Source organism: Pseudomonas cannabina (assembly GCF_900100365.1).
In the GTDB taxonomy this organism is placed as follows: domain Bacteria; phylum Pseudomonadota; class Gammaproteobacteria; order Pseudomonadales; family Pseudomonadaceae; genus Aquipseudomonas; species Aquipseudomonas cannabina.
In genome coordinates this window covers 3,216,797-3,236,569 of record NZ_FNKU01000001.1, presented here as the reverse complement: position 1 = coordinate 3,236,569, position 19,773 = coordinate 3,216,797, and the positions used below count along the sequence as shown (strand labels likewise).

Sequence of the window (19,773 nt, the reverse complement as noted above, 5' to 3'; positions counted from 1 at the left end):
TCAGCGGGCCGGTCCGAGAAAGGCCAGCCAGCGCCGTTCGGCAAGACGAAACAGACCGACCAGAATAAAGGTCACGGTCAGGTACATGATGGCGGCGATACCGAACGACTGGAAGGTCATGAACGTCGCGGAATTGGCGTCCCGCGCGACTTTGAGAATGTCCGGCACGGTCGCCGTGAACGCCACGGTGGTCGAATGCAGCATCAGAATCACTTCGTTGCTGTAATACGGCAGCGAGCGACGCAACGCCGACGGCATGATCACATAAGCGTAGAGCTTCCAGCCGGTCAGGCCGTAAGCCTTGGCGGCTTCGACTTCGCCGTGGGCCATGCTGCGGATCGAACCGGCAAAGATTTCCGTGGTGTACGCGCAGGTGTTCAGTGCGAAGGCGAGGATGGTGCAATTCATCGCGTCACGGAAAAACGCATCCAGTACCGGCTGCTCGCGCACCGCTGCCAGGCTGTAAATGCCGGTGTAGCAGATCAGCAGCTGTATATAGAGCGGCGTGCCGCGAAACAGGTAGGTGTAAAACTGCACCGGCCAGCGCACCCAGCGGTTTTTCGACACACGGGCGATGGACAGCGGAATGGACACGCAGAAACCGATGGCAATCGACGCGCTGAGCAGCCACATGGTCATGGCCAGTCCGGTCACATTGACGCCGTCTGTATAAAGGAAGGGTTTCCAGTATTCCTGCAACAACTCGATCATCGCTGCGCCTCCCGAGTGCCTGCGGCGTAATGCCGTTCAGCCCAGCGCAGGGCGAAATTGGAGGCGCTGGTAATCAGCAGGTAGATCAACGCCGCCAGCACCAGAAAGTAAAACAGCTGATAGGTGCTTTTGCCGGCGTCCTGCGAGGCTTTGACCAGATCGGCGAGACCGATGATCGACACCAGCGCGGTGGCTTTGAGCAGCACTTGCCAGTTGTTGCCGATGCCCGGCAGGGCGTAGCGCATCATTTGCGGGAACACCACGTAACGAAATCGCTGGCCGCGTTTCAGCCCGTAGGCGGTTGCCGCTTCGATCTGGCCGCGAGGCACCGACAGAATCGCGCCTCGGAACGTCTCGGTGAAATAGGCCCCATAGATGAAGCCCAAGGTAATGACGCCTGCGCCAAACGGGTTGATCTCGATGTATTCCCATTCCATGGCATCGGTAAGCATGGTCAGCCAGGTTTGCAGGCTGTAGAAGATCAGCAGAATCAACACCAGATCCGGTATACCGCGGATCAGCGTCGTATAAATTTGAGCCGGTACGCGCAGCAGCGCCGAACTCGACAGTTTGGCCGTGGCCCCGATCAGCCCGAGCAGAATGCTCAGTGCGAGCGACAGCACCGCCAGCTTGATCGTCATCCAGGTGCCTTCCAGCAACAGCGGGCCAAAGCCCTTCAGGCTGAACGCCGAGAGTCCCAGGTTTTGCATGAGTGCATCGAACATGGATAAGGCCTTGCGTTTAGCAACAAAAACGCCCATCGATGGGGCGGCGAATCATCGCCGAAATCGATGGGCGTCGGGGTGTTATTTGCCGCTGTACAGGTTCAGGTCGCCGAAGTGTTTTTTCTGGATCTCGGCGTAGGTGCCGTCATCGTGCATCGCCTTGATACCTTTATCCAGAAGCGCTTTCAGCTCTTTGTTGCCCTTGGCGATACCGATCGCGGTTTTGGCAGGCAGCAACTCGCTGTCGATCGGCTTGCTGACTTCATAATCAGCCCCGGCTGGCGACTTCAGAAAGCCCAGTTCGGCTTGCAGCATGTCCTGGATCGAAGCGTCCAGACGGCCGGAAGTCAGGTCGGCGTATACCTGATCCTGATTGGCGTAGGCCTTGGTGGTCACGCCTGCCTTGTCCAGCACGGCTTTGGCGTAGGCTTCCTGAATGGTGCCTTGCTCGTAACCCACGCTTTTGCCTTTCAGGCTGGCCGGATCAGCGGTAAAGCCTGCGCCTTTCTTGAACACCAGCGAGGTCGGACCAGAGAACAGTTCGTTGGAGAAATCGATGACTTTCTCGCGTGCCGGGGTCACGGTCATCGACGAGATCACGCCGTCGAACTTGCGCGCCTTGAGGCCGGGGATCATGCCGTCGAAGTCGCTTTCGACCCATTTGCAGGTGACTTTCAGCTCTTTGCAGATCGCATTGCCCAGATCGATATCGAAACCGACCAGGCTGCCATCGGCGGCTTTGGATTCGAAAGGCGCGTAAGACGGGTCAACGCCAAAGCGCAGTTCCTTGTATTCCTTGGCCATGGTGTTGCCGGCGGCGATGCACAGAGCCAGTGCAGAAAGAGTCAGCCATGCTTTTTTCATTGTTCAGTCCTTAAAACCTTGAATGGGGTGTTGGGAACACGCGAGGCTTGCTACCGGCGAGTGCCAGACTGGCTAAGGTTAGCAATTTCCGAACCATAGACACGAACGTGCGTTTGAAATGTAAGGGGTTGTCGCTATTTCGTATAAACCGCTGGCAATCTGCCTCCACGACCCGTTTAAAGCGCCGAGGTAGACGACGTGGGCTTCCGGCAAGTGCATGTACAGTCGGGAGCGAACGGCAGAATGGTAACGAACGTGGGAAGTATTCTGCGTGCGGACGGCTTGATTTGTCGCGCGGTGTTTCAAAAAGGTGCGCGCGATTAGTCGCGCGCCTTTTTGGTGCCTCAGTTGAGCAGATCTTGCAGCGTCACCAGGCTGTCGGCTTCGGCCACCGGTTTGTCCTGCCGCCAGCGCAACATGCGCGGGAAGCGCACGGCGATGCCGCTCTTGTGGCGTTTGGACAGCGCGATGCCTTCGAAGCCCAGCTCAAACACCAGCGTCGGCGTGACACTGCTCACTGGACCGAATTTTTCGACGGTGGTCTTGCGCACGATAGCGTCGACCTTGCGCATTTCTTCGTCGGTCAGCCCGGAATAGGCCTTGGCGAATGGCACGAGGGTGCGCTCGCTGGCTTCCGGCGGACCGTCCCACACGGCAAAGGTGTAATCGCTGTACAGGCTGGCACGCCGCCCATGACCGCGCTGCGCGTAGATCAAAACGGCATCGACACTGAACGGGTCGATTTTCCATTTCCACCACACGCCCATGTCCTTGGTGCGGCCGACGCCATACAAAGAATCGCGGGCCTTGAGCATCATGCCTTCGACGCCCAGGCTGCGCGAGGCTTCGCGCTGGGTCGCGAGGTCGAGCCAGTCCGTGCCGCTGAGCACCGGCGAGGGCATCAGCACTTCGCTCTGGCAGCGTTCGATCAGGGTTTCCAGTTGCGCGCGGCGTTCGTGCTGCGGCCGGCTGCGCCAGTCGTCGCCCTGCCATTCCAGCAGGTCATAAGCCAGCACCACCACCGGAATATCGGTAAGAATTTTCTTGCCCAGGGTTTTGCGGCCGATGCGTTGTTGCAACAGGGGGAACGGTTGCACCGACGGCGCAGCCTGCGGCACGTCAGTGTTCAAGGCGAATGCCGCATCGTCGTCGGCGTTGGCCTCGGGCGCTTTCCAGACCACGATTTCTCCGTCGATGACCGTGCCGTCCGGTAGGCAGTGCACCAAACTGTGCAGTTCGGGAAAGCGGTCAGTCACCAGTTCTTCGCCTCGCGACCAGATCCACAACCGGCCATCACGTTTGACCAGTTGTGCGCGGATGCCGTCCCATTTCCATTCCACCTGCCAGTTTTCGGCAGGCCCGAGCAGTGCATCGAACTGGTCGACGGGCTGCTGCATTGAGTGCGCAAGAAAGAACGGGTAGGGCTGGCCGCCGCGTTGCGCGTGTTCGTCTTCCGATTCCGGGGCGATCAGCTTCAGATAACGCTCGGCGCTGGGCCGATGCGACAGGTCGGTGTAGCCAACCAGCCGCTGTGCAACGCGTTTGCTGTCGATATCGGCCAGCGCTGCCAGGGCGCGCGTGACCAGCAACTTGGAGACACCCACCCGAAAACTGCCGGTGATCAACTTGATACAGACCATCAGGCTGCTGCGGTCCAGTTGCGACCAGAACATCGGCAAGCGCTCGGCCAGCTCTTCGGGCGGCAGGCCGCGCAATGGCAACAGCTTGTCTTCCATCCAGGTGGCCAGACCTTCGTCATTGCTGTGATCTGCATGGGGTAATAACAGCGAGAGGGTTTCCGCAAGGTCACCGACCGCCTGATAGCTTTCTTCGAACAGCCACTCCGGCAGGCTGGCCAGGGTCATGGCCTGTTCGCGCAATATGCGGGTCGGCACCAGTTGGCGCGGGCGTCCACCGGACAGAAAGTACACCGCCCAGGCGGCGTCCTCCGGCGCGGCTTTCTCGAAATAGTCGCGCATTGCCGCCAGTTTGGCGTTGCTGGAAGTGGTGGCATCCAGTTGCGCGTACAGTTCGGCGAAGGCTTTCATGGCTGCGCCTCACCCGCGCTGGCGGCTTCAGGTTCAGCGGCTGCCGGGTTGCTGTCTTCTTCGTCACCGTACTCGGTGCTGAAGCCTTGAGCATCCAGCCCCAGCTCGCGCAGATAGCGCACCAGTATGCTGACCGAACCGTGGGTGACCATGACGCGCTCGGCGCCGGTTTGCTCGATGGCCCACAGCAAGCCCGGCCAGTCGGCGTGATCGGAGAGCACGAAACCGCGATCCACGCCGCGCCGCCGCCGAGTGCCGCGCAGCATCATCCAGCCGCTGGCGAACGCATCGCTGTATTCGCCAAAGCGCTTCATCCAGCTGCTGCCGCCGGCCGAGGGCGGGGCGAGGATCAGCGCCTGCCGCAGCGCCGGGTCGGTCTTCTTGAAGTCGCCCGCGTACCGGGTTTCCGGGATGCGAATGGCGCCTTCGCGATAGACGCGATTCAAGGGCTCGACCGCGCCGTGCACCAGAATCGGCCCGATCTGCGAGTCGATCCCGTGCAAGATGCGTTGGGCCTTGCCAAAGGAATAGGCGAACAGCACGCTGGCTTTGCCCTGCGCAGCATTGCCGCGCCACCACTGGTTGATGCCTTCGAAAATCTGCGACTGCGGTGCCCAGCGGTAGATGGGCAGGCCGAAGGTCGATTCGGTGATGAAGGTATGGCAGCGCACCGGCTCGAAAGCGGCGCAGGTGCCATCCGGCTCGACTTTGTAATCCCCGGAAGCGACCCAGACCTCGCCCTCATACTCCAGCCGCACTTGTGCGGAGCCCAACACATGCCCGGCCGGGTGCAGGCTCAGCTTCACACCGTGATGGGTGATGGTTTCGCCATATTCCAGGGTCTGCAGATTGATGTCCTGACCCAGACGCGAGCGCAGAATACCTTCGCCACTGGCAGCCGACAGATAATGCTGATTGCCGGTGCGGGCATGATCGCCATGCGCATGGGTAATGACCGCGCGCTCCACTGAGCGCCACGGATCAATATAAAAATCCCCGGGCGGGCAATACAAACCTTCGGGGCGAGCAACGACAAGATCCATGGGGCAACCGTATGGATGGGCTTGTTAGCTATGAGCGGGGGCGTGGCGGGAAAGTTCGGGGATTTGTGAGTGGGGGCGGACCGGGCGACGCTTCGCTTGTCCGTGATTGTTGAGGTGTGGGAGCGGACTTGTCCGCGAACTGCCGGGAACCGGCAGCAAAACCGGTGCACACGGTACATCAGACGTCACCGAGGTCACCGGTTTCAGGGCCGCTTCGCAGCCCATCGCAGCCGTCGTAACCTCCTGAAGCTCTCACGCCCTCCGGGCAGAAGCCTGCTCTGCGTCCCATCCAGGTGCTAGGTTCTACTTGCCCGGCGTCAGCGTCAGGCGCTGTTTGCCGTAGCCCTTTTCGTAGTTCTGCTGCTGCACCGGGATCGACATGTATTGCGCTTTCTGCCACTGCTCGATGCTGTTGGCGTAATACGGGCTGGCCGGGTTACCGGACTGGCCGGTGCTGATCATGCCGGTCATGGGTTCGACCAGGCTGAAGTCGACGATCATGCGCAGGCCGGGTGCCATGCGCGCGTCGAAACCTTTACCCCACTCGAAGCCGGACACGTTCAGCGTGGTGTGATCGCCACCGGCCGATGTGGCGCTGCGGTTGAAATCGCCGCCACCCAGTTGTTTCGCCAGCGGGTTGGTCGAGACCCAATTGTCGCGATGCAGCTTGCCCCACTGCCAGGCCTTGTGATCGCTGCCCAGCAGGCTGTCGCCGCTGGTGATGGCTGCCGCCAGGCTGCGCGCCAGGATGGCCGGTTTGTCTTCTTTCTGCGGGGTTTTGACGTCATCCCAATACGGGCTGTCATCACGGCCCAGCAGATGGTCGGCTTGTGGCGAATAGGACGAGCTGGCGTTGGCCACTAGTGCCTGCCACGCCAGGCTGGTTTCCGGGCCCAGTTCATCGAGGAAAATCTGTTTGGCGCTTTCCTGCAGGAACAGCTCATAAATGGCGGCGTCAGCCGAGCCGGCGCTGAGCTTGCCATCGAACGCCATCAAGCGCGTGAACGCCTCGCGAGCCTTGTTGCGATCGGCTTCCGGCAGGGCATCAATGGCCTGTTTGAGCGGCTTGCTCATGCCCGGTGCCTGCAACATGATCTTGAGTTTGGCTGCAAAGGTCGTAGTCTGGTCGTACTGCATGGCGATGGTGCTGCGCAGGTCCTGCTTGCTGCCATTGGCCAGCTCGGCAATCCGCTCGGCACGCTCCGGGTAGCCCCAGGAGTTGGAAAGCTGCATGCCGTAGCCTTTCGGAATCATGCGCTGATTGGCGGCTGCCAGCCAACCCTGACGCGGGTCCTGATCGTAGGGGTGAAGCATCGAGTCGGCAAAGCCGTCCCAGTCATACTGGCCGTCCCAGCCCGGCGACGGCAGCAGCCCCTGGCCTTCGCGACGGTTCGGGAAGCGGCCGGTCACCTGCCAGCCGATGTTCGAGGCATCGGCAAACACCATGTTCAGCGTGATCGCGCGAATCTCGCGAGTGGTGTCAAACGCCTTTTCGACGTTGGGCGCGCGCGACAGGTCGAAGAACGCATCCAGGCTTTTGTCATCCTTGAAGCTCGGCACTTGCAGCGCCAGGCTCAACCCGTTTCCGAGGGGCGTTGCGCCTGCATTGAGCAGCGCGCCATGACGAGTCTCGTAAACGGTTTCGCGAAGCGGGCTGCCGCCTCGGACCAGAAAGGTTTCCTGATGGGCAGTGGCAAGCAGCCATTTGCCGTCAGCCATATAGGAGACGCGATTGCCCTCGCGTTTGATCTTCTCCAGAAACAGGTCCTGATTGTCGCCTTTGACGTTGCTCATGCTCCACGCCAGCTTGCCGTTGAAGCCGCTGAGGACCAGCGGCAGACCGGCAATCGAAACACCTGATACCTGATATTTCGGGGCACGGATCTGCACGAAGCTCCAGGCCGAATTGAGACCGGCAGGCAACTGCATGTCGCTGGCCAGCAGGCTCTTGCCGTTGCGGCTGCGTTGTGGCGCGATGGCCCAGTTGCTGGAGGCGGCGACGCCGAGCATGTTCAGGTCCGAGAGCTGCAAGGCGACTTTGTTGAGGTCGTTCAGGCCAGTGACCTGATTGTTCAGGTTCAGGCCTTTGAGCTTGTCGGCTTCGGCGAACGGCAGTTCTTCGTCAGGGTAGGTCGGCAGCAGCCAGGCCAGCTTGTCGGCCCCGACTTGCTGCGCCAGCACCAGCGCTGACAGCTCTTCCTGCAAGTTCACCGACAGGCTGAAGTTGAGCAAGCTGAAAATCAGCGCCGAGTCTTCCGGCTTCCAGTATTCGGGTTTGTAGCCAGAGCTGGCGATATCGGCTGGCAGCTTGTCGCGGTAACGGAACAGGTACGCATTGACGCCGCGTGCGTAGACATCGAAGAAACGCTTGAGGCGAGGCGAAGCGGCGTCGTACAGGTCGCTGGCATTCTGCTTGAGGTTGACCGAACGCATCAGGCGGTCGACTTCCAGCGCATCCGCCCCGGCCATTTCCGACAAACGGCCCTGCGCGAGCAGGCGCATGCCGAGCATCTGACTGAGGCGATCCCCTGCGTGCACGTAACCGAGGGTAAACAGCGCGTCATGGTAGCTGCTGCTTTCAATCAGCGGCATGCCCAAGGTGTTGCGCCGTACCGAGACGTTCTGCGCCAGCCCTTTGACGGGAAAAGTCCCGGAAACAGGCAGCACGGTGTCGGGATCACTGCTGCCCAACTGGCAACCAGCAAGGCTCAGGAAACTCGCCGCAGCGGCGGCAGCGCCGAATCGGGGGAGAAAATGAAGAAGGGCTGGCGAGGCCATGGGCAAGCTCCTGAAGGGGTCACGTACAAAAGCCGCTACGTTAGAGAGCAGGCAGGCCGCACGCAAGCGGCACAGACGAGTTTATTTCAGGATTTTACAGAGGCTGGCCGGCCGATGCATCGCTTGTCCGCGAACTGCCAGGATCTCGGGAGCTCGGGATGTGGGGATGTGGGGATGTGGGGATGCAAGGATATAGGGATGCAGGGATTTGGATATGTGGGAGCGGACCGGGCGACGCTTCGCTTGTCCGCGAACTGCCGGGAACCGGCAGCAACACCAGCCGCCTCGGTGCGCGAAACACAACCGAGGCGGCCAGTCTGGGACCCGCTTCACCGCTCATCGCAGCCGTCGCTACCCCGAAACTCATACAGCCCTTCGGGCAGAAGCCCAATCAGGATGTATCTCAGGATTTGTGTATCAAGCGCCGTGGCATTTCTTGAATTTCTTGTCGCTGCCGCAGGGGCAAGGATCGTTGCGGCCGACGTCCTTCAGGGTGTTGCGTACCGGTTCCTGGTGAGCGTGACCGCAGTTCGGACCGTGGACATGGCCGTGCTGGTGGTCGTGATGATCATGGTCGTGATCGTGGTTGCAATCGGGGCCATGAATATGGGCTTGCTGGTTCATCGGTGTACTCCAGTGAAATCTGTAATCGATCTGACGCGCATTATCCCGCAAATCGCTGCCCAGCAGTAACAGTGAGTTGTTTTTCGCGTCTATCGGTTTTTTTAAGTATGCTTAGATTCAGGCGGGCGTTTTCAGCGTCCATGTGTTTCCTGCAACGCTGAGCCACATTTATGACCCGACATGAACGCATTGCCAAAGCCATCGCCGCCAGCGGCATGAAGAAGGGCGAAATCGCCGCACAGTGCGGTGTCGCCAACTCGGCGGTTACCCAGTGGATAAGCGGCGAGAGCAAGAGCCTGCGGCCTGAGAACCTCTATGCCCTGGCCAGAGCCACCGGCTTTCGGGCCGAATGGCTGGCAATCGGTGAAGGGCCGGAGAAAGCGCCGGGGTTCGACGCCAACGTTGCACTGATCGACCAGCCTAAAATGTCGTTTCGCTATCCGGTCATCAGTTGGGTCTCTGCCGGCTCGTGGGAAGAAGCGGTACAGCCTTATCCCGACGGCTTCTCCGACCGCTATGAAATCTCTGATTATGACTCCAAAGGCCCGGCATTCTGGCTGGAGGTCAAAGGCGACTCGATGACTGCGCCCACTGGCGTCAGCGTGCCGGAAGGGATGATGATTCTGGTCGACACCGAAGCGGATGTTCAACCTGGCAAGCTGGTCATTGCCAAGCTGCCGGCCAGTAATGAGGCGACGTTCAAGAAGCTGGTCGAGGATGGGGGCACGCGTTACCTGAAGCCGCTGAACCCGGCTTACAAAATGATCGAGTGCGGTGCCGACTGTCGCATTATCGGCGTCGCGGTAAGGATGACGGGCAGGCTGTAAGGCCTGATCTAAAGCCTTGTCAGCCATTTTTCTGCGTGGTCGATAATATGAAGCGTCCTACGATCTGCTTGCCGAAATCATACGGCTGGAACACTGTATTTATATACAGTTAAGCCGGGAGGTCATCATGGCTAACCACAATAATTCAACGTCGAGCGCAGCTTCTTCCTACGAGTTGATTGGCAGACGGATTCAACGGCTGGTCTCGGCCCCGGACGTGCAGAAGATCCAGTGGGTCATCGTGACGCGCAAGGATGACGAACCGCTGGACAGCTGGGACAGAGTGCTCCGGGAGATTGAAGAAACCGAAGGCATTCAGGTCGACAGTCAGCAGGACGGGTCTGTACGGATCGGCTGGCAGCGCTATATCGATAACTGAATCGATAAGTGAAAATCACCCAGTGCGCACGGCCGACGACCGGACACCTCAGCATGCTTGACTATATTTTTAAGTATGCTTAAATTTAGTTCTTTCCACTCCACATCTCGCCCATCAATGACCTGCAACGGCGCAAGGATGCGACAAGGGCAGGGCGGCCCGCGTGTCAGACCGGATGACTTCCATTCTCCTCTCCCTGCCGATTCCCGGCAGGCGTTACACACCTGAGTTTTTCTATGTTCGAACGGCTGTTAACTCTTGAACGGAGTCAGGCTAATGGATCTCTTGAACGGTTTGGCAGACAGAGGCGAATGGTTAGTTGCCGGCCTGGTTGGCGCGATCATCTCTGGCTGGTGGCACAAGGCGGCGCTGCTCGACTGGCGCGCCTGGATGGTTTTTCTGATCACAGGCGTTGCCTGCGCAGTGTTTCTTACCGGCATTGCCAGCAATTACCTGGGCGTTGCCGAGCCTCGCAACATCACTGGCGTCGGCTTTTTGTTGGGCTCTTTCGGCGGCGCGTTGATCAGCGCAGTCAACCGTGCCCTGTGGGCGGCAGATGTCTGGAAGTTTCTGCTGGAACTGATCAAAGGGCGGATGGGCTGACGGTGCTCTGGTTATCGGCGATCTTTGATCAGATCGCCGGGAATCACGTCGCCTGAGCGCAGGATGCGCACATTGTTGTGAAACAGAATGCCCGTCTTGAGTTTGCCCACGAGCTGGTAATGAATGCTTTGGTCGGGTTTTTTCAGCAATTTAGCGATGTATCGGGCGTGTTGCCACAGGTTGGTCCGCACCGATATCCGCAGGGTTTTCCGGCTGTCGCCATCGACGAAGAACCACTCGCTGGATTTGCCCTCGGCCAGCATCTCTTCATTCAGCATGATTTTGTAATTCAGGCCGCGCACCAGCAGTCGTGAGTCGTTGGGGTTCTCGATCTCGAAATACAGTTTGAAATCCTGATGCGTCAGCCGTGCCTTGATCACCTCGACTTTCAGCAGGTGCACTTCCGGGTCCCGAACGCTGTCAAAGTTCAGTAACGAGCATCCGCTCAGCCCCAACAGGATCAACGCAAGGCTTGTGAATCTTGTAATGTGCGCCTGAAAAGACATGGATGTGCTCCGTTCGAAGCCCGAGTCTAACAACTCGACGGCCACGGGTAACGCGCTTGTTGCGCGGTTTGACGCTACGCCATACTTTTTACTGACGTGCCAATGGTGGCTCCATGAGTATCTATGAAATCGTCTTCAGCGCCGAACTGGTCGCCGGGGCCCGGCCCGAGAAGGTCAGGGCGAACCTCGGCAAGCTGTTCCAGGCGGATGCCGAGCGCCTTGAATTGTTGTTCTCCGGGCGTCGACTGGTACTGAAAAACAACCTCGACGCGGCGACCGCCGAGAAATACCGCGCCACGCTGGAGCGGGCGGGTGCGCGGGTTCATGTGGTGGAAATGGTCGTGGAACACGATACCTCACCACCCATGGAGGAGGTCGAGCTGGCACCACCACCTGACGCGCCGACCTGGGTGCGCAAATCACCGGCCAGCCAGGCTCGCCTGCAGATCAAGCCGCGTGACGTCTACATGGCGGCATTCGTCGACGTCGATGCTCCAGACTATTCGGTTGCCGAAGCGGGCGTCGATCTTATGCCTGCGAAACCTCAGCCGGTCGCGCCGCCGCTGGATCTTTCCCGATTGAGCCTGGCACCTGTAGGCAGCGATATGGGTCAGGCCGAAAAGCTCGTATCGAAAGCGGTGCCTGATACTTCGCGTTTGCGCGTCATTCAGGAATAGCCTCTTGCGGCGCCCGCAACCTGAAACGGAATTATTTTCAATCAGCCCTGCTACTTTTGAGTTTTCACTCGGCTAACAGGCATTGAGAAATATTCCATCAGGAGTTGCCCGATGTCCCGCTCGTTAGATACGTTGCTGCGCCCCAGTCTGTTGGCCGTGACGATTGCCTTTTGCTCGCCTCTGGTCAGCCCGTTGCTGATGGCGGCGCAACAAGCTGGCGTCGTTGCCTATGATCTGCCCGCCGCACCCTTGGCGACGACGCTGAATCAGATCGCCAGCCAGGGCGGCCTTGCGCTGAGCCTCGATCCCGCGCTGGCTGCCGGCAAGACCAGCGCGCCGGTGAAGGGCAACTTCGATGCAGCGACGGCGTTGCGCGAAGCGCTGCGTGGCAGCGGGCTGCAACTGACACAAAGCAGTGCCGGGACTTACACGCTGATGGTCATAGAACAGGGCGCGCTGAACCTGTCTGACGTCAACATCAATGCCAGCAGCGCGCCCGCCGAAGGTTCGGAAGCGGCGGGGTATCGCAGCGAGAACATCAGCAGCGTCGGTGCGCTGGGCGGCATGAGGCTTCAGGATGCGCCGTATTCCATCAGCGTGACGCCTCAGGCCTTGCTGAAAAACATTCAGGCCACCTCGCTGGATGACGTCATCAAGCACAATCCGTTTACCCAGATGTACTCGCCGACCAGCGCCGGTTATGCGAGCGCCGTCAATATCCGTGGCTTCAGCAGCGCGGGCAGCCTGAACATTGCCAACGATGGCTTGCGGTTCACCAACGGGGCTGATGGCAGCAATTATCTGGAAGAAATGGAACAGCTCGAAGTCATCACCGGCCTGACCGGCTTTCTGTACGGCCCGGCGTCGCCCGGCGGGCTGGTCAACTATGTGATGAAGCGCCCGACCTACGAGCGTTACAACAGCGTGACCCTGGGCAATGCCGGTGGCGAGAACTACTACCTGCATGGCGACTTCGGCGGGCCGATCGACAGTGAAGGCAAGTTCGCCTATCGCCTCAACGTGCTGACTCAGGATGGCGAGACCGCCGTTGACATGAACAAGCGCCGTCGCGAAATGATTTCTCTGGCGCTGGACTGGAACGTCTCCGATGACCTGCTGGTGCAGTTCGACGCGTCGCACAAGAAGACCGAAATCCGCGGCCTGACCAGCTATTGGTATTTCAGTGACCAATCGTTGCGCCCCAGTGCGGCATCGCTGGATAACGACAAGCTCTACAGCCAGAAATGGTCGTTCTCCGATTACGAGTCCGACAAAGCCGGGGTACGCGCCAAGTGGCGCTTGAACGACACCTTCACCTTGCGCGCCGCTTTAGCTGCCCAGCAATACACCTCGGAAAACACCTACACCGGCCCTACGGTGTCCAGTGCAGGCGTCTATTCGCAACCGCTGTACGCCTTTGCGCCGATTGAAACCGAGGAGAAGACCGGCTCGCTGTTCCTGGATGCTGCGTTCGATACCGGCTTCCTCGGCCATAAGGTCACGATGGGCTATCAGGGCAACACGTCACGCCAGAAGCAGTACGAGGATCACATTCCGTACACGCCGGCCCAGCCAGGCCCGCAATACACCTCGCCGGTCGGCACGATCCCGCTGGACCAGACGCCTCAGGTCGGCAAACCGTCTTACTCGATTGGTCACGGCAACCAGCGGCTGGCCAACAGCACCGAGAACAATAACTTCCTGATCGGCGACGTCATCACCTTCAACGAGCAGTGGTCGGCGATCCTTGGCGCGACCCACACGCAGATCAAGACTTACGCCAACGAGTACGTCTATGCCAGAGCGTTCGGTTCGGCGGAAACCGAAACCACCTACAACGAAAGCAAGACCTCGCCGAACATCTCGCTGGTCTACAAGCCGTTGCCGTGGCTGACGACCTACGCAACCTATATAGAAGGCCTGCAATCCGGAGGCATCGCCCCGAGCGGTACCACCAATGCCGGTCAGGCTTTCGCGCCTGAAGTCAGCGAGCAATACGAAATCGGCGCCAAGGCCACGCTGGGCGAAACACTGTTCACCCTCGCGCTGTTCAACATCGAGAAGCCCAACGGCTACACCACTGGCGGAAACGTCTATGTGGTCGACGGGCGCCAGGAAAACAACGGGCTGGAATTCAGCGTCACCGGCAAGGTCATCCCGGAACTGACTCTGGTCGGCGGCTTCACTTTGCTGGACCCGAAGATCAAGAAAACCGGCGTTTCGGAGAATGAAGGCAACGTGCCAACCAACGTCGCGAAGCAACTGGCCAAGGTCTATGCCGAATACGACATTCACCAGATGCCAGGCCTGGCCGTGACCGGCGGTGCGTTCTACACCGGCAAGCAATACACCGACCAAAGCAACGAAAACGACCTGCCGTCCTTCACCACCTTCGACGCCGGCGCCCGCTACCGCATGCGCGTTTCAGAAAACGACCTGACCCTGCGCGTCAACGTCAGCAACCTCGCCAACAAGGAATACTGGCTCAACAGCAGCTACCTGGGCGACCCGCGTACCGTCGCGTTTTCGGCGCAATTAGAGTTCTGACGACGGCCCCGCAAACTATCGTGCCCATGCGTGGGCACGATTATCTCAAGTATCGTGCGACGCTCCGCGTCGGCATGCCTTTCTGGACGCTCTGCGTCCGGTCTTGAGTTCGAGGGTGCGGCGCAGACCTGTAACGCAAAGCGTCACGCACGACATTCCCACTGGAGCGCTCATCGTTACACACGTCCGCTTTTGATTCTGGCCGAAGGCCGTGGGAGCGAACTTGTTCGCGAAAGGGCCGATGTAGTCTCCGAAAATGCAGCGCCTAAAACATCGTCTTCGCGAACAAGTGAAGCGTCGCCCGGTCCGCTCCCACGCCCTGCGGCAGAAGCCTGAAGGGCCCAGTTTTCCGGGCTCTTCAGTAGTTATGTATAACGATGAGCGCTGATGCGTAGGGAACGATAATCTGGACTATCGTGCCTCACTCAAACCACATACCCCGAGCAACACTTCTTGAACTTCTGTTCACTTCCACACGGGCACGCATCATTACGGCCGGCCTTCAGCGGTACAGTAGAGTCAATGAAGTACCAGCGGCCCTGATTCTGCACGAACGATGAGCGCTCCTTGTGGCTGTGCTCGCCATTACCATCGTGCCAGCGAGCAGTAAACGTCACGAACGCATGCTCGGGCTTGCCGCCGAACACCTCCGCGCTTTCCACCTCCAGCCCCAGCCAGGTGCTTTGCGCACTCCATTGGGCGATGGCTTCACGGTCCAGCGCGTTCTGCTGCACCGGCAGCGTGGTCTGCACCAGATAATCCGTCAGCCCCAGCACGTAAGCGCTATACCGCGAGCGCATCAGTTTCTCCGCGCACGGCGCAGGCTGGCCAGCGTGATAGTGGCCGCAGCACGCCAGCAACAGGTCGCCGCTGCCGCACGGGCAAATGGCACTACTCATGATTCACCACCAATATTTTCCAAAATTCTCCGGGTTGGCCCAGTACTTCGCATTCAGCCAGTCGGGCACCTGCTTGTATTCGCGCAAATCGTAAGTGAACAGACTCAACACCTGTTCGTCGCGGGCGAAGCGTTCGCTGGATTGCAGCGCCAGCGAGAAAAAGTCCGTCTCCTGCCAGTCGCAGGCCTGCAAGTCGGCCAGTACGGCAATGCGGCTGGCATTCAGATTGCGGATGCCGCCCAGCAACTCCAGCCCGATGCGCTTGGGGATGTGTTCCAGGCAGTCGACCACCAGCGCCAGATCAAAGCGTTGCGCGGCCAGATGCGCAGGCAGCGTGCCGGGTTCAGCGAGCGCCACAGTGGTCTGCGGATGCGCGTCCTGAAAGGCTTGCAGCGCAGGGAACGCCTGTGCCCCGATGACCAGCAGACGTGCAGGCGCATAGAGATCGAGCAGGGCAGCCAGCGCTTGCTGAGGGGTGCGAGTGGAATAGCCGACGGTCATCGAAAGTCCTCTGATTGACTGGCAAGACTAGCCTGCCGGACCGGCTCTGAACAGCCACCAGTCTGTGCGTCGATACCCTCTGACGAACGATAACCTTCTATGCTTGATCTTTTTCAATACACTGCTGGCATATTCGCTGAACAGCACGTCTACTGTGCGGCGACGAAAAGCGTGCGCAGACTTCGCTGTCGTAACGGATCATCACAAGGGGGGGCAGGCGATGAAGGTGTTTTGGGGGCTGGGAAAGATCCTGGTGCTGGGCTTCTGGCTGGTGGTGCTGGCCAATGCGCTGTTTGAAGCGCCCAGCCCGTTCGGCGTGATGATCGACATGGCGGGCGCGGTGCTGCTGCTGACGCATTTGCTGGAACTGATTCTGTTCAACGGCAGCCTGCGCGGTCGCCGGCATCCGTGGCGCGACCGGGGCAAAATCATCCTGTTCGGCATTTTTCATCTGCAATCCATCAGCCGTTCGGCTTCGGGGCACTCTCATGCGTAATCTCGTTCTGCTGGCGGCACTGTTCAGCCCTCTGGCCATGGCGCAAGCCATCATCGTCGCACCGCACTCGCTGATGCGCCTGCCCGGCAACAGCAGCGTGCTGCAACTGGATCGCCTCGAGGTGTCGGATTACGGCACCTTGTTGATCCCGGCCAATATCGACGATGTGAAAATCGGCCAGCTGGTGCTGGGGCATGAGGCGCGCATTGCCATCGTCCCCGGTGTGCAGGCCTTCAATCTGGTGGTGGCGCACGGCGAATTCGGCACCGGCAGCCAGATCACCGCACGCGGCGCGCCGGGCACCTATGAGAAACCTGCATTGCCAGGCCGCAACCTGACCCTGCGCCTGCAAAACCTCGACGCGGAAGAGTTGTCGATCGACGCACGCGGCGGCGCGGGCAGCCCGGGTTATGTGGGCCTCGATGGCGGCACGGGCGAAGCACCGGGTTGTACATGGGGTTCGGCTGGGCGCGGGCACGATGGTCAAAACGGCAGCACTGGTCGGGACGGCGCGGCGGGCGCTCAGGTTCGACTGGAGTTGCCCCAGAGTTTTCCGACTGATCGCATCAAGGTGAACGTCGCAGGCGGCGCGCCAGGCAAGGGCGGCGAGGGCGGCAAGGCGGGTAAAGGCGGCGCTTCCAAAGGCTGTTTCGTGTACCGCGCAGATGGTGGCAAAGCCGGTAAAGAGGGCGAGGCCGGTCAGCCGGGCGTTGCCGGTCCTGCGGGCGCGTTGATTTTGCAGCGCCTCTAAGTTTTCAAGTCGCTAAGTCGCCAGGTTCAATGCCCGGTCCGGATCAGGTGCAACGCCAAGATCCGGACCGGGTTCATAGCATTACGCTTTTATTGCGGTACGCCTTTTTCCCAGTTCTTCCAGTCGCTGACAATCGCTTGCACCAACGGATTGCCGGTGCGGTAGAGGTTTTCCAGCGCTGGCACGAACGCGCCCTGATCGGCGTACTTGAGCAGGTTATCGACCTCGCTGTAGCCCGGATACGGACGATCGAAGTCGGAACCCGCGCGTACCACGGCCAGACGATTGACATCGACCTTGCCCGCCTTGCTGGCGCGCAACAGGGCTTCATACGTCGAGTTGTCTTCCTGCTGGGTGGTGCAATACACGCCTTTGCCGTCGGTCAATAGCCTGGTCCAGACTTCCGCCCGTTCGCTCAAGCGCGTGCCGGAAAACCAGGTGTTGCCCGCCACCGTGTCGCACTGCGTCACCTGCGGTGGCTGATTGGCCGGGGCGTAAGGGTATTTGACGCGCCAGGCCGCCGACTCCTTGCTCTCGCTGAGCGTCACTTTCTGCGACAGGGCGAATGCCTTGGCCTGAAGCCTGGGGTTCAGCTCGAAGACTTCAGTCTTGTAGTCCAGCGGCGGTTTTTCGTTCGGACCTTTGGTGTTGATGCCTAGATAACCGGTCGGCCAGTCCTTGGGCACGTCGCGGGAATCGATCTCCCATTGTGTACCGAACTCCACCAGATAGTGCGCCCAGGCGGTGGTGCCGAGGCTGCCGTGGTGCGGGTTGATCCCGGCGATCCCGGCGACGATGAAGTAGGTTTTACGCAAATCGAATTGCGGCGACAGGGCCAGCGCGAGGGTCGAAGCGGCAGCGTTGGTCTGGCCCATGCCGGTCACCATCAGGCACACGTCCTGCTCGTTGCAGCGGATGGCCGGGTATTCGGCGGCAAGGCCCGGCACCTGGATTTCCTTGGTCAGGTGCAGACGGTCGATCCAGTTCTGCGCTTCGGGCGCGAACATCGCGACCAGCATGACTTTGGGTGTGACCGGTGCGGCCGCCGCCCAGATGCCGGGGCTGAGCAGGGCCAGGGTGGCGCACAGTGCATTGCGAGTGATGTGTTTCATGAGAACTCCTGTAGTCAAATCAGAATTGATAACCGACGCCTGCGTAGTAACCCCAGCCGTCCGAGCGCGCGCGGAAGTTGCCGTCACCGAAGTTCAGTTCGCTGCCGTCTTCCCAGTTGCCGCCATTGTGGAAATAACGGCCGACCAGGGTGAAGCGCAGGTGCGTGAAGGCGTAAAGCAACACGTTGGTGGCCACCGTGGAGTTGCCGGTGCGGGCCGGATCGTTCTTGAGGTCCGAACCGAAGTCGAAATTAGTAAAGCCGATGTAGGTCAGCGATGCGCCATTGTCGAATGTGCTGATCGGCACGATGTACTTGAGCTGGGCGCGATAACCGTCCCACGAATACTCATTGCTGGCGCCGTAGTTTTCCCACTGATAGCGACCGTAGAAGTTGGCCGACAGATTGACCCGCGAGTGGGTGTCGATGTCCGTACCCAGACCGCTGTACAGCGTGTTGGCGCGGTTGGCCGAGTTGCTGCCATGGTCGTAGATCCAGTCGAAGGCAACGTACCATTCCTTGAACGGCCCGACCGCCAGGCTGCGGCCGGCGAGGTAATCGATGGAAATGCGCGGCTCGTGCTCCATGAATACCGGCGAGCCATGATCCCAGACACCTTTGTCATTATCGTTGCCGATGCCGAGGATCTTCGGCACGTCGACATAGCCGTACAGTTCGAACGGCCCCTTGCGACCGAAATACTCGTACTCCAAGTAGATGTCATCGTTCGGCTTGGGGCCGAAACTGATGTCCTTGCTGCCGATCAGGGTCAGGTCCTGGTTGAACCAGTCTGAAAAGTACGCACCTTTGCTTTCCTTCGGCACGGCGGGCGGGCTGAGTGCTTCGCCCTGCGCGGAGTCTTCCGTGGTCGTTGGCTGCGCCAATGCCGTGGTGCAGGGCAATGCAGCGGCGGCTGCGAGCAGCAATGGAATCATGACGTTGCAGGTGGCTGCGGGCTGGATGAAAAACTGCTTGGGCATTGAAACTCCTTTTTATGATCGCGTACCGTCGACCGCATACGGCTGATCGCAAACGTTTGCACAGCGCATGCCAAAGTGTTTCAAAGTGTTGAAAGCCATGGATATCAGGTCAAGAACATGACCGAACAGGCAGGAATCTGCCCGTTAGCTGTGCGCGATGTCACCCCGGTGCCTTGTGATGTTCCGTTTCGTCTCAAAAGTCCGGACGCGCCGCCGCCAGCACGACCACGGCCAGACCGATGATCAGGTTGAAACCGACCAGCCTTCGGATATGACCAAGTGCCGCTGCGCCTTCCGCCCACTGTTCTGCGTCCACTGCACGGCGCAGGTCCGGCAATTGCAATGAATGGATACGAAGAAACAGCGCGACCATGACCACGTACAGGCCCATCATGATCTGCACGTAGCGTGGCGCGGTTTCAAAGCCGCTGAAGTTCATCTGGATCATGCCGATGCCGGTGACCGGCAGGATCACGATGGTCGCCCACACCCAGACAAAGAAGCGCGGAAACACCTGGACCCACACTTTCAAGCGGGACGGGCCTTCAAGTGCTGCAATGACGGCTGGACGCAAGACCATCCAGGCGAAAAACATGCCGCCAACCCAGATCAGGGCAGCCAGCACATGCAGCGTATAAATAGCGGAAAAAGCAGTCATCGGACACTCCGTTCTGCGCGGATGGATTTAGCGCGCTATGATAGC

At 59.8% G+C, this 19,773-nt stretch carries 20 protein-coding genes; 7 read left to right on the top strand and 13 right to left on the bottom strand.

The annotated features are described in order from the left end of the window. The 7 genes from BLT55_RS15220 to BLT55_RS15190 form a co-directional block, all read right to left on the bottom strand. Complete coding sequence (locus BLT55_RS15220) at positions 1 to 711, bottom strand: ABC transporter permease (RefSeq protein ID WP_007248723.1); 711 nt, start codon at positions 709 to 711, stop codon at positions 1 to 3. Then, positions 708 to 1,436: an ABC transporter permease gene (locus tag BLT55_RS15215; RefSeq protein ID WP_054999131.1), complete on the bottom strand. Its 729-nt coding sequence runs from the start codon at positions 1,434 to 1,436 to the stop codon at positions 708 to 710. The genes BLT55_RS15220 and BLT55_RS15215 overlap by 4 nt, the downstream gene beginning before the upstream one ends. Before the next feature lie 81 nt (positions 1,437 to 1,517). After that, complete coding sequence (locus BLT55_RS15210; protein ID WP_054085316.1) at positions 1,518 to 2,300, bottom strand: transporter substrate-binding domain-containing protein; 783 nt, start codon at positions 2,298 to 2,300, stop codon at positions 1,518 to 1,520. Between the two features lie 344 nt (positions 2,301 to 2,644). After that, the gene (locus BLT55_RS15205; protein WP_054999130.1) at positions 2,645 to 4,348 is read right to left on the bottom strand and encodes an ATP-dependent DNA ligase; all 1,704 of its coding nucleotides are present in this window, start codon (positions 4,346 to 4,348) and stop codon (positions 2,645 to 2,647) included. After that, complete coding sequence (locus tag BLT55_RS15200) at positions 4,345 to 5,391, bottom strand: ligase-associated DNA damage response exonuclease (protein ID WP_054999129.1); 1,047 nt, start codon at positions 5,389 to 5,391, stop codon at positions 4,345 to 4,347. The genes BLT55_RS15205 and BLT55_RS15200 overlap by 4 nt, the downstream gene beginning before the upstream one ends. A 303-nt stretch (positions 5,392 to 5,694) precedes the next feature. Next, positions 5,695 to 8,169, bottom strand: coding sequence for a penicillin acylase family protein (locus BLT55_RS15195; protein WP_054999330.1), 2,475 nt, complete (start codon positions 8,167 to 8,169; stop codon positions 5,695 to 5,697). A 417-nt stretch (positions 8,170 to 8,586) separates the two neighbouring features. Then, positions 8,587 to 8,793, bottom strand: a complete 207-nt coding sequence (locus tag BLT55_RS15190) for an SEC-C metal-binding domain-containing protein (protein WP_074800604.1) — start codon at positions 8,791 to 8,793, stop codon at positions 8,587 to 8,589. Positions 8,794 to 8,963: 170 nt separating this feature from the next. On the opposite strand from BLT55_RS15190, the gene BLT55_RS15185 reads away from it, so the two are divergent. The 3 genes from BLT55_RS15185 (at position 8,964) to BLT55_RS15175 (ending at position 10,602) form a co-directional block, all read left to right on the top strand. Beyond that, positions 8,964 to 9,620 carry a LexA family protein gene (locus BLT55_RS15185; protein WP_054999331.1) on the top strand — a complete coding sequence of 219 codons (657 nt, stop codon included), beginning with the start codon at positions 8,964 to 8,966 and terminating at the stop codon, positions 9,618 to 9,620. A 127-nt stretch (positions 9,621 to 9,747) separates the two neighbouring features. After that, on the top strand, positions 9,748 to 9,999 hold the full coding sequence (locus tag BLT55_RS15180) for a DUF1654 domain-containing protein (RefSeq protein ID WP_054085321.1): 252 nt from the start codon (positions 9,748 to 9,750) through the stop codon (positions 9,997 to 9,999). Positions 10,000 to 10,275: 276 nt separating this feature from the next. Next, positions 10,276 to 10,602: a hypothetical protein gene (locus BLT55_RS15175; protein ID WP_054999332.1), complete on the top strand. Its 327-nt coding sequence runs from the start codon at positions 10,276 to 10,278 to the stop codon at positions 10,600 to 10,602. 11 nt (positions 10,603 to 10,613) lie between these two features. Here BLT55_RS15175 and BLT55_RS15170 read toward each other — a convergent pair whose 3' ends face one another. Then, complete coding sequence (locus tag BLT55_RS15170) at positions 10,614 to 11,108, bottom strand: LEA/WHy family protein (protein ID WP_007248714.1); 495 nt, start codon at positions 11,106 to 11,108, stop codon at positions 10,614 to 10,616. Between the two features lie 113 nt (positions 11,109 to 11,221). Between BLT55_RS15170 and BLT55_RS15165 the strand changes: the two genes are divergently transcribed. Beyond that, positions 11,222 to 11,785 carry a hypothetical protein gene (locus tag BLT55_RS15165; RefSeq protein WP_054999333.1) on the top strand — a complete coding sequence of 188 codons (564 nt, stop codon included), beginning with the start codon at positions 11,222 to 11,224 and terminating at the stop codon, positions 11,783 to 11,785. 111 nt (positions 11,786 to 11,896) lie between these two features. Beyond that, positions 11,897 to 14,332: a TonB-dependent receptor gene (locus tag BLT55_RS15160; protein ID WP_054999334.1), complete on the top strand. Its 2,436-nt coding sequence runs from the start codon at positions 11,897 to 11,899 to the stop codon at positions 14,330 to 14,332. 425 nt (positions 14,333 to 14,757) lie between these two features. Here the strand turns inward: BLT55_RS15160 and BLT55_RS15155 are convergent, their stop codons facing one another. Together BLT55_RS15155 and BLT55_RS15150 are read right to left on the bottom strand one after the other, a co-directional pair. Next, on the bottom strand, positions 14,758 to 15,231 hold the full coding sequence (locus BLT55_RS15155) for a YchJ family protein (protein WP_054999335.1): 474 nt from the start codon (positions 15,229 to 15,231) through the stop codon (positions 14,758 to 14,760). A 3-nt stretch (positions 15,232 to 15,234) separates the two neighbouring features. Beyond that, on the bottom strand, positions 15,235 to 15,732 hold the full coding sequence (locus tag BLT55_RS15150; protein ID WP_007248696.1) for a DUF6231 family protein: 498 nt from the start codon (positions 15,730 to 15,732) through the stop codon (positions 15,235 to 15,237). 220 nt (positions 15,733 to 15,952) lie between these two features. Between BLT55_RS15150 and BLT55_RS15145 the strand changes: the two genes are divergently transcribed. Further along, positions 15,953 to 16,228 carry a DUF1145 domain-containing protein gene (locus tag BLT55_RS15145; protein WP_054085328.1) on the top strand — a complete coding sequence of 92 codons (276 nt, stop codon included), beginning with the start codon at positions 15,953 to 15,955 and terminating at the stop codon, positions 16,226 to 16,228. Continuing rightward, complete coding sequence (locus BLT55_RS15140) at positions 16,221 to 16,979, top strand: hypothetical protein (RefSeq protein ID WP_054080078.1); 759 nt, start codon at positions 16,221 to 16,223, stop codon at positions 16,977 to 16,979. Before BLT55_RS15145 ends, BLT55_RS15140 begins: the two co-directional genes overlap by 8 nt. Before the next feature lie 89 nt (positions 16,980 to 17,068). Here the strand turns inward: BLT55_RS15140 and BLT55_RS15135 are convergent, their stop codons facing one another. From BLT55_RS15135 to BLT55_RS15125, 3 genes are all read right to left on the bottom strand, one after another. Next, on the bottom strand, positions 17,069 to 18,091 hold the full coding sequence (locus BLT55_RS15135) for a purine-nucleoside phosphorylase (protein ID WP_007248693.1): 1,023 nt from the start codon (positions 18,089 to 18,091) through the stop codon (positions 17,069 to 17,071). Between the two features lie 19 nt (positions 18,092 to 18,110). Continuing rightward, positions 18,111 to 19,070, bottom strand: a complete 960-nt coding sequence (locus BLT55_RS15130; protein ID WP_055001907.1) for a nucleoside-specific channel-forming protein Tsx — start codon at positions 19,068 to 19,070, stop codon at positions 18,111 to 18,113. A gap of 193 nt (positions 19,071 to 19,263) precedes the next feature. Beyond that, positions 19,264 to 19,728 carry a CopD family protein gene (locus BLT55_RS15125; RefSeq protein ID WP_055001906.1) on the bottom strand — a complete coding sequence of 155 codons (465 nt, stop codon included), beginning with the start codon at positions 19,726 to 19,728 and terminating at the stop codon, positions 19,264 to 19,266. Positions 19,729 to 19,773: the final 45 nt, after the last annotated feature.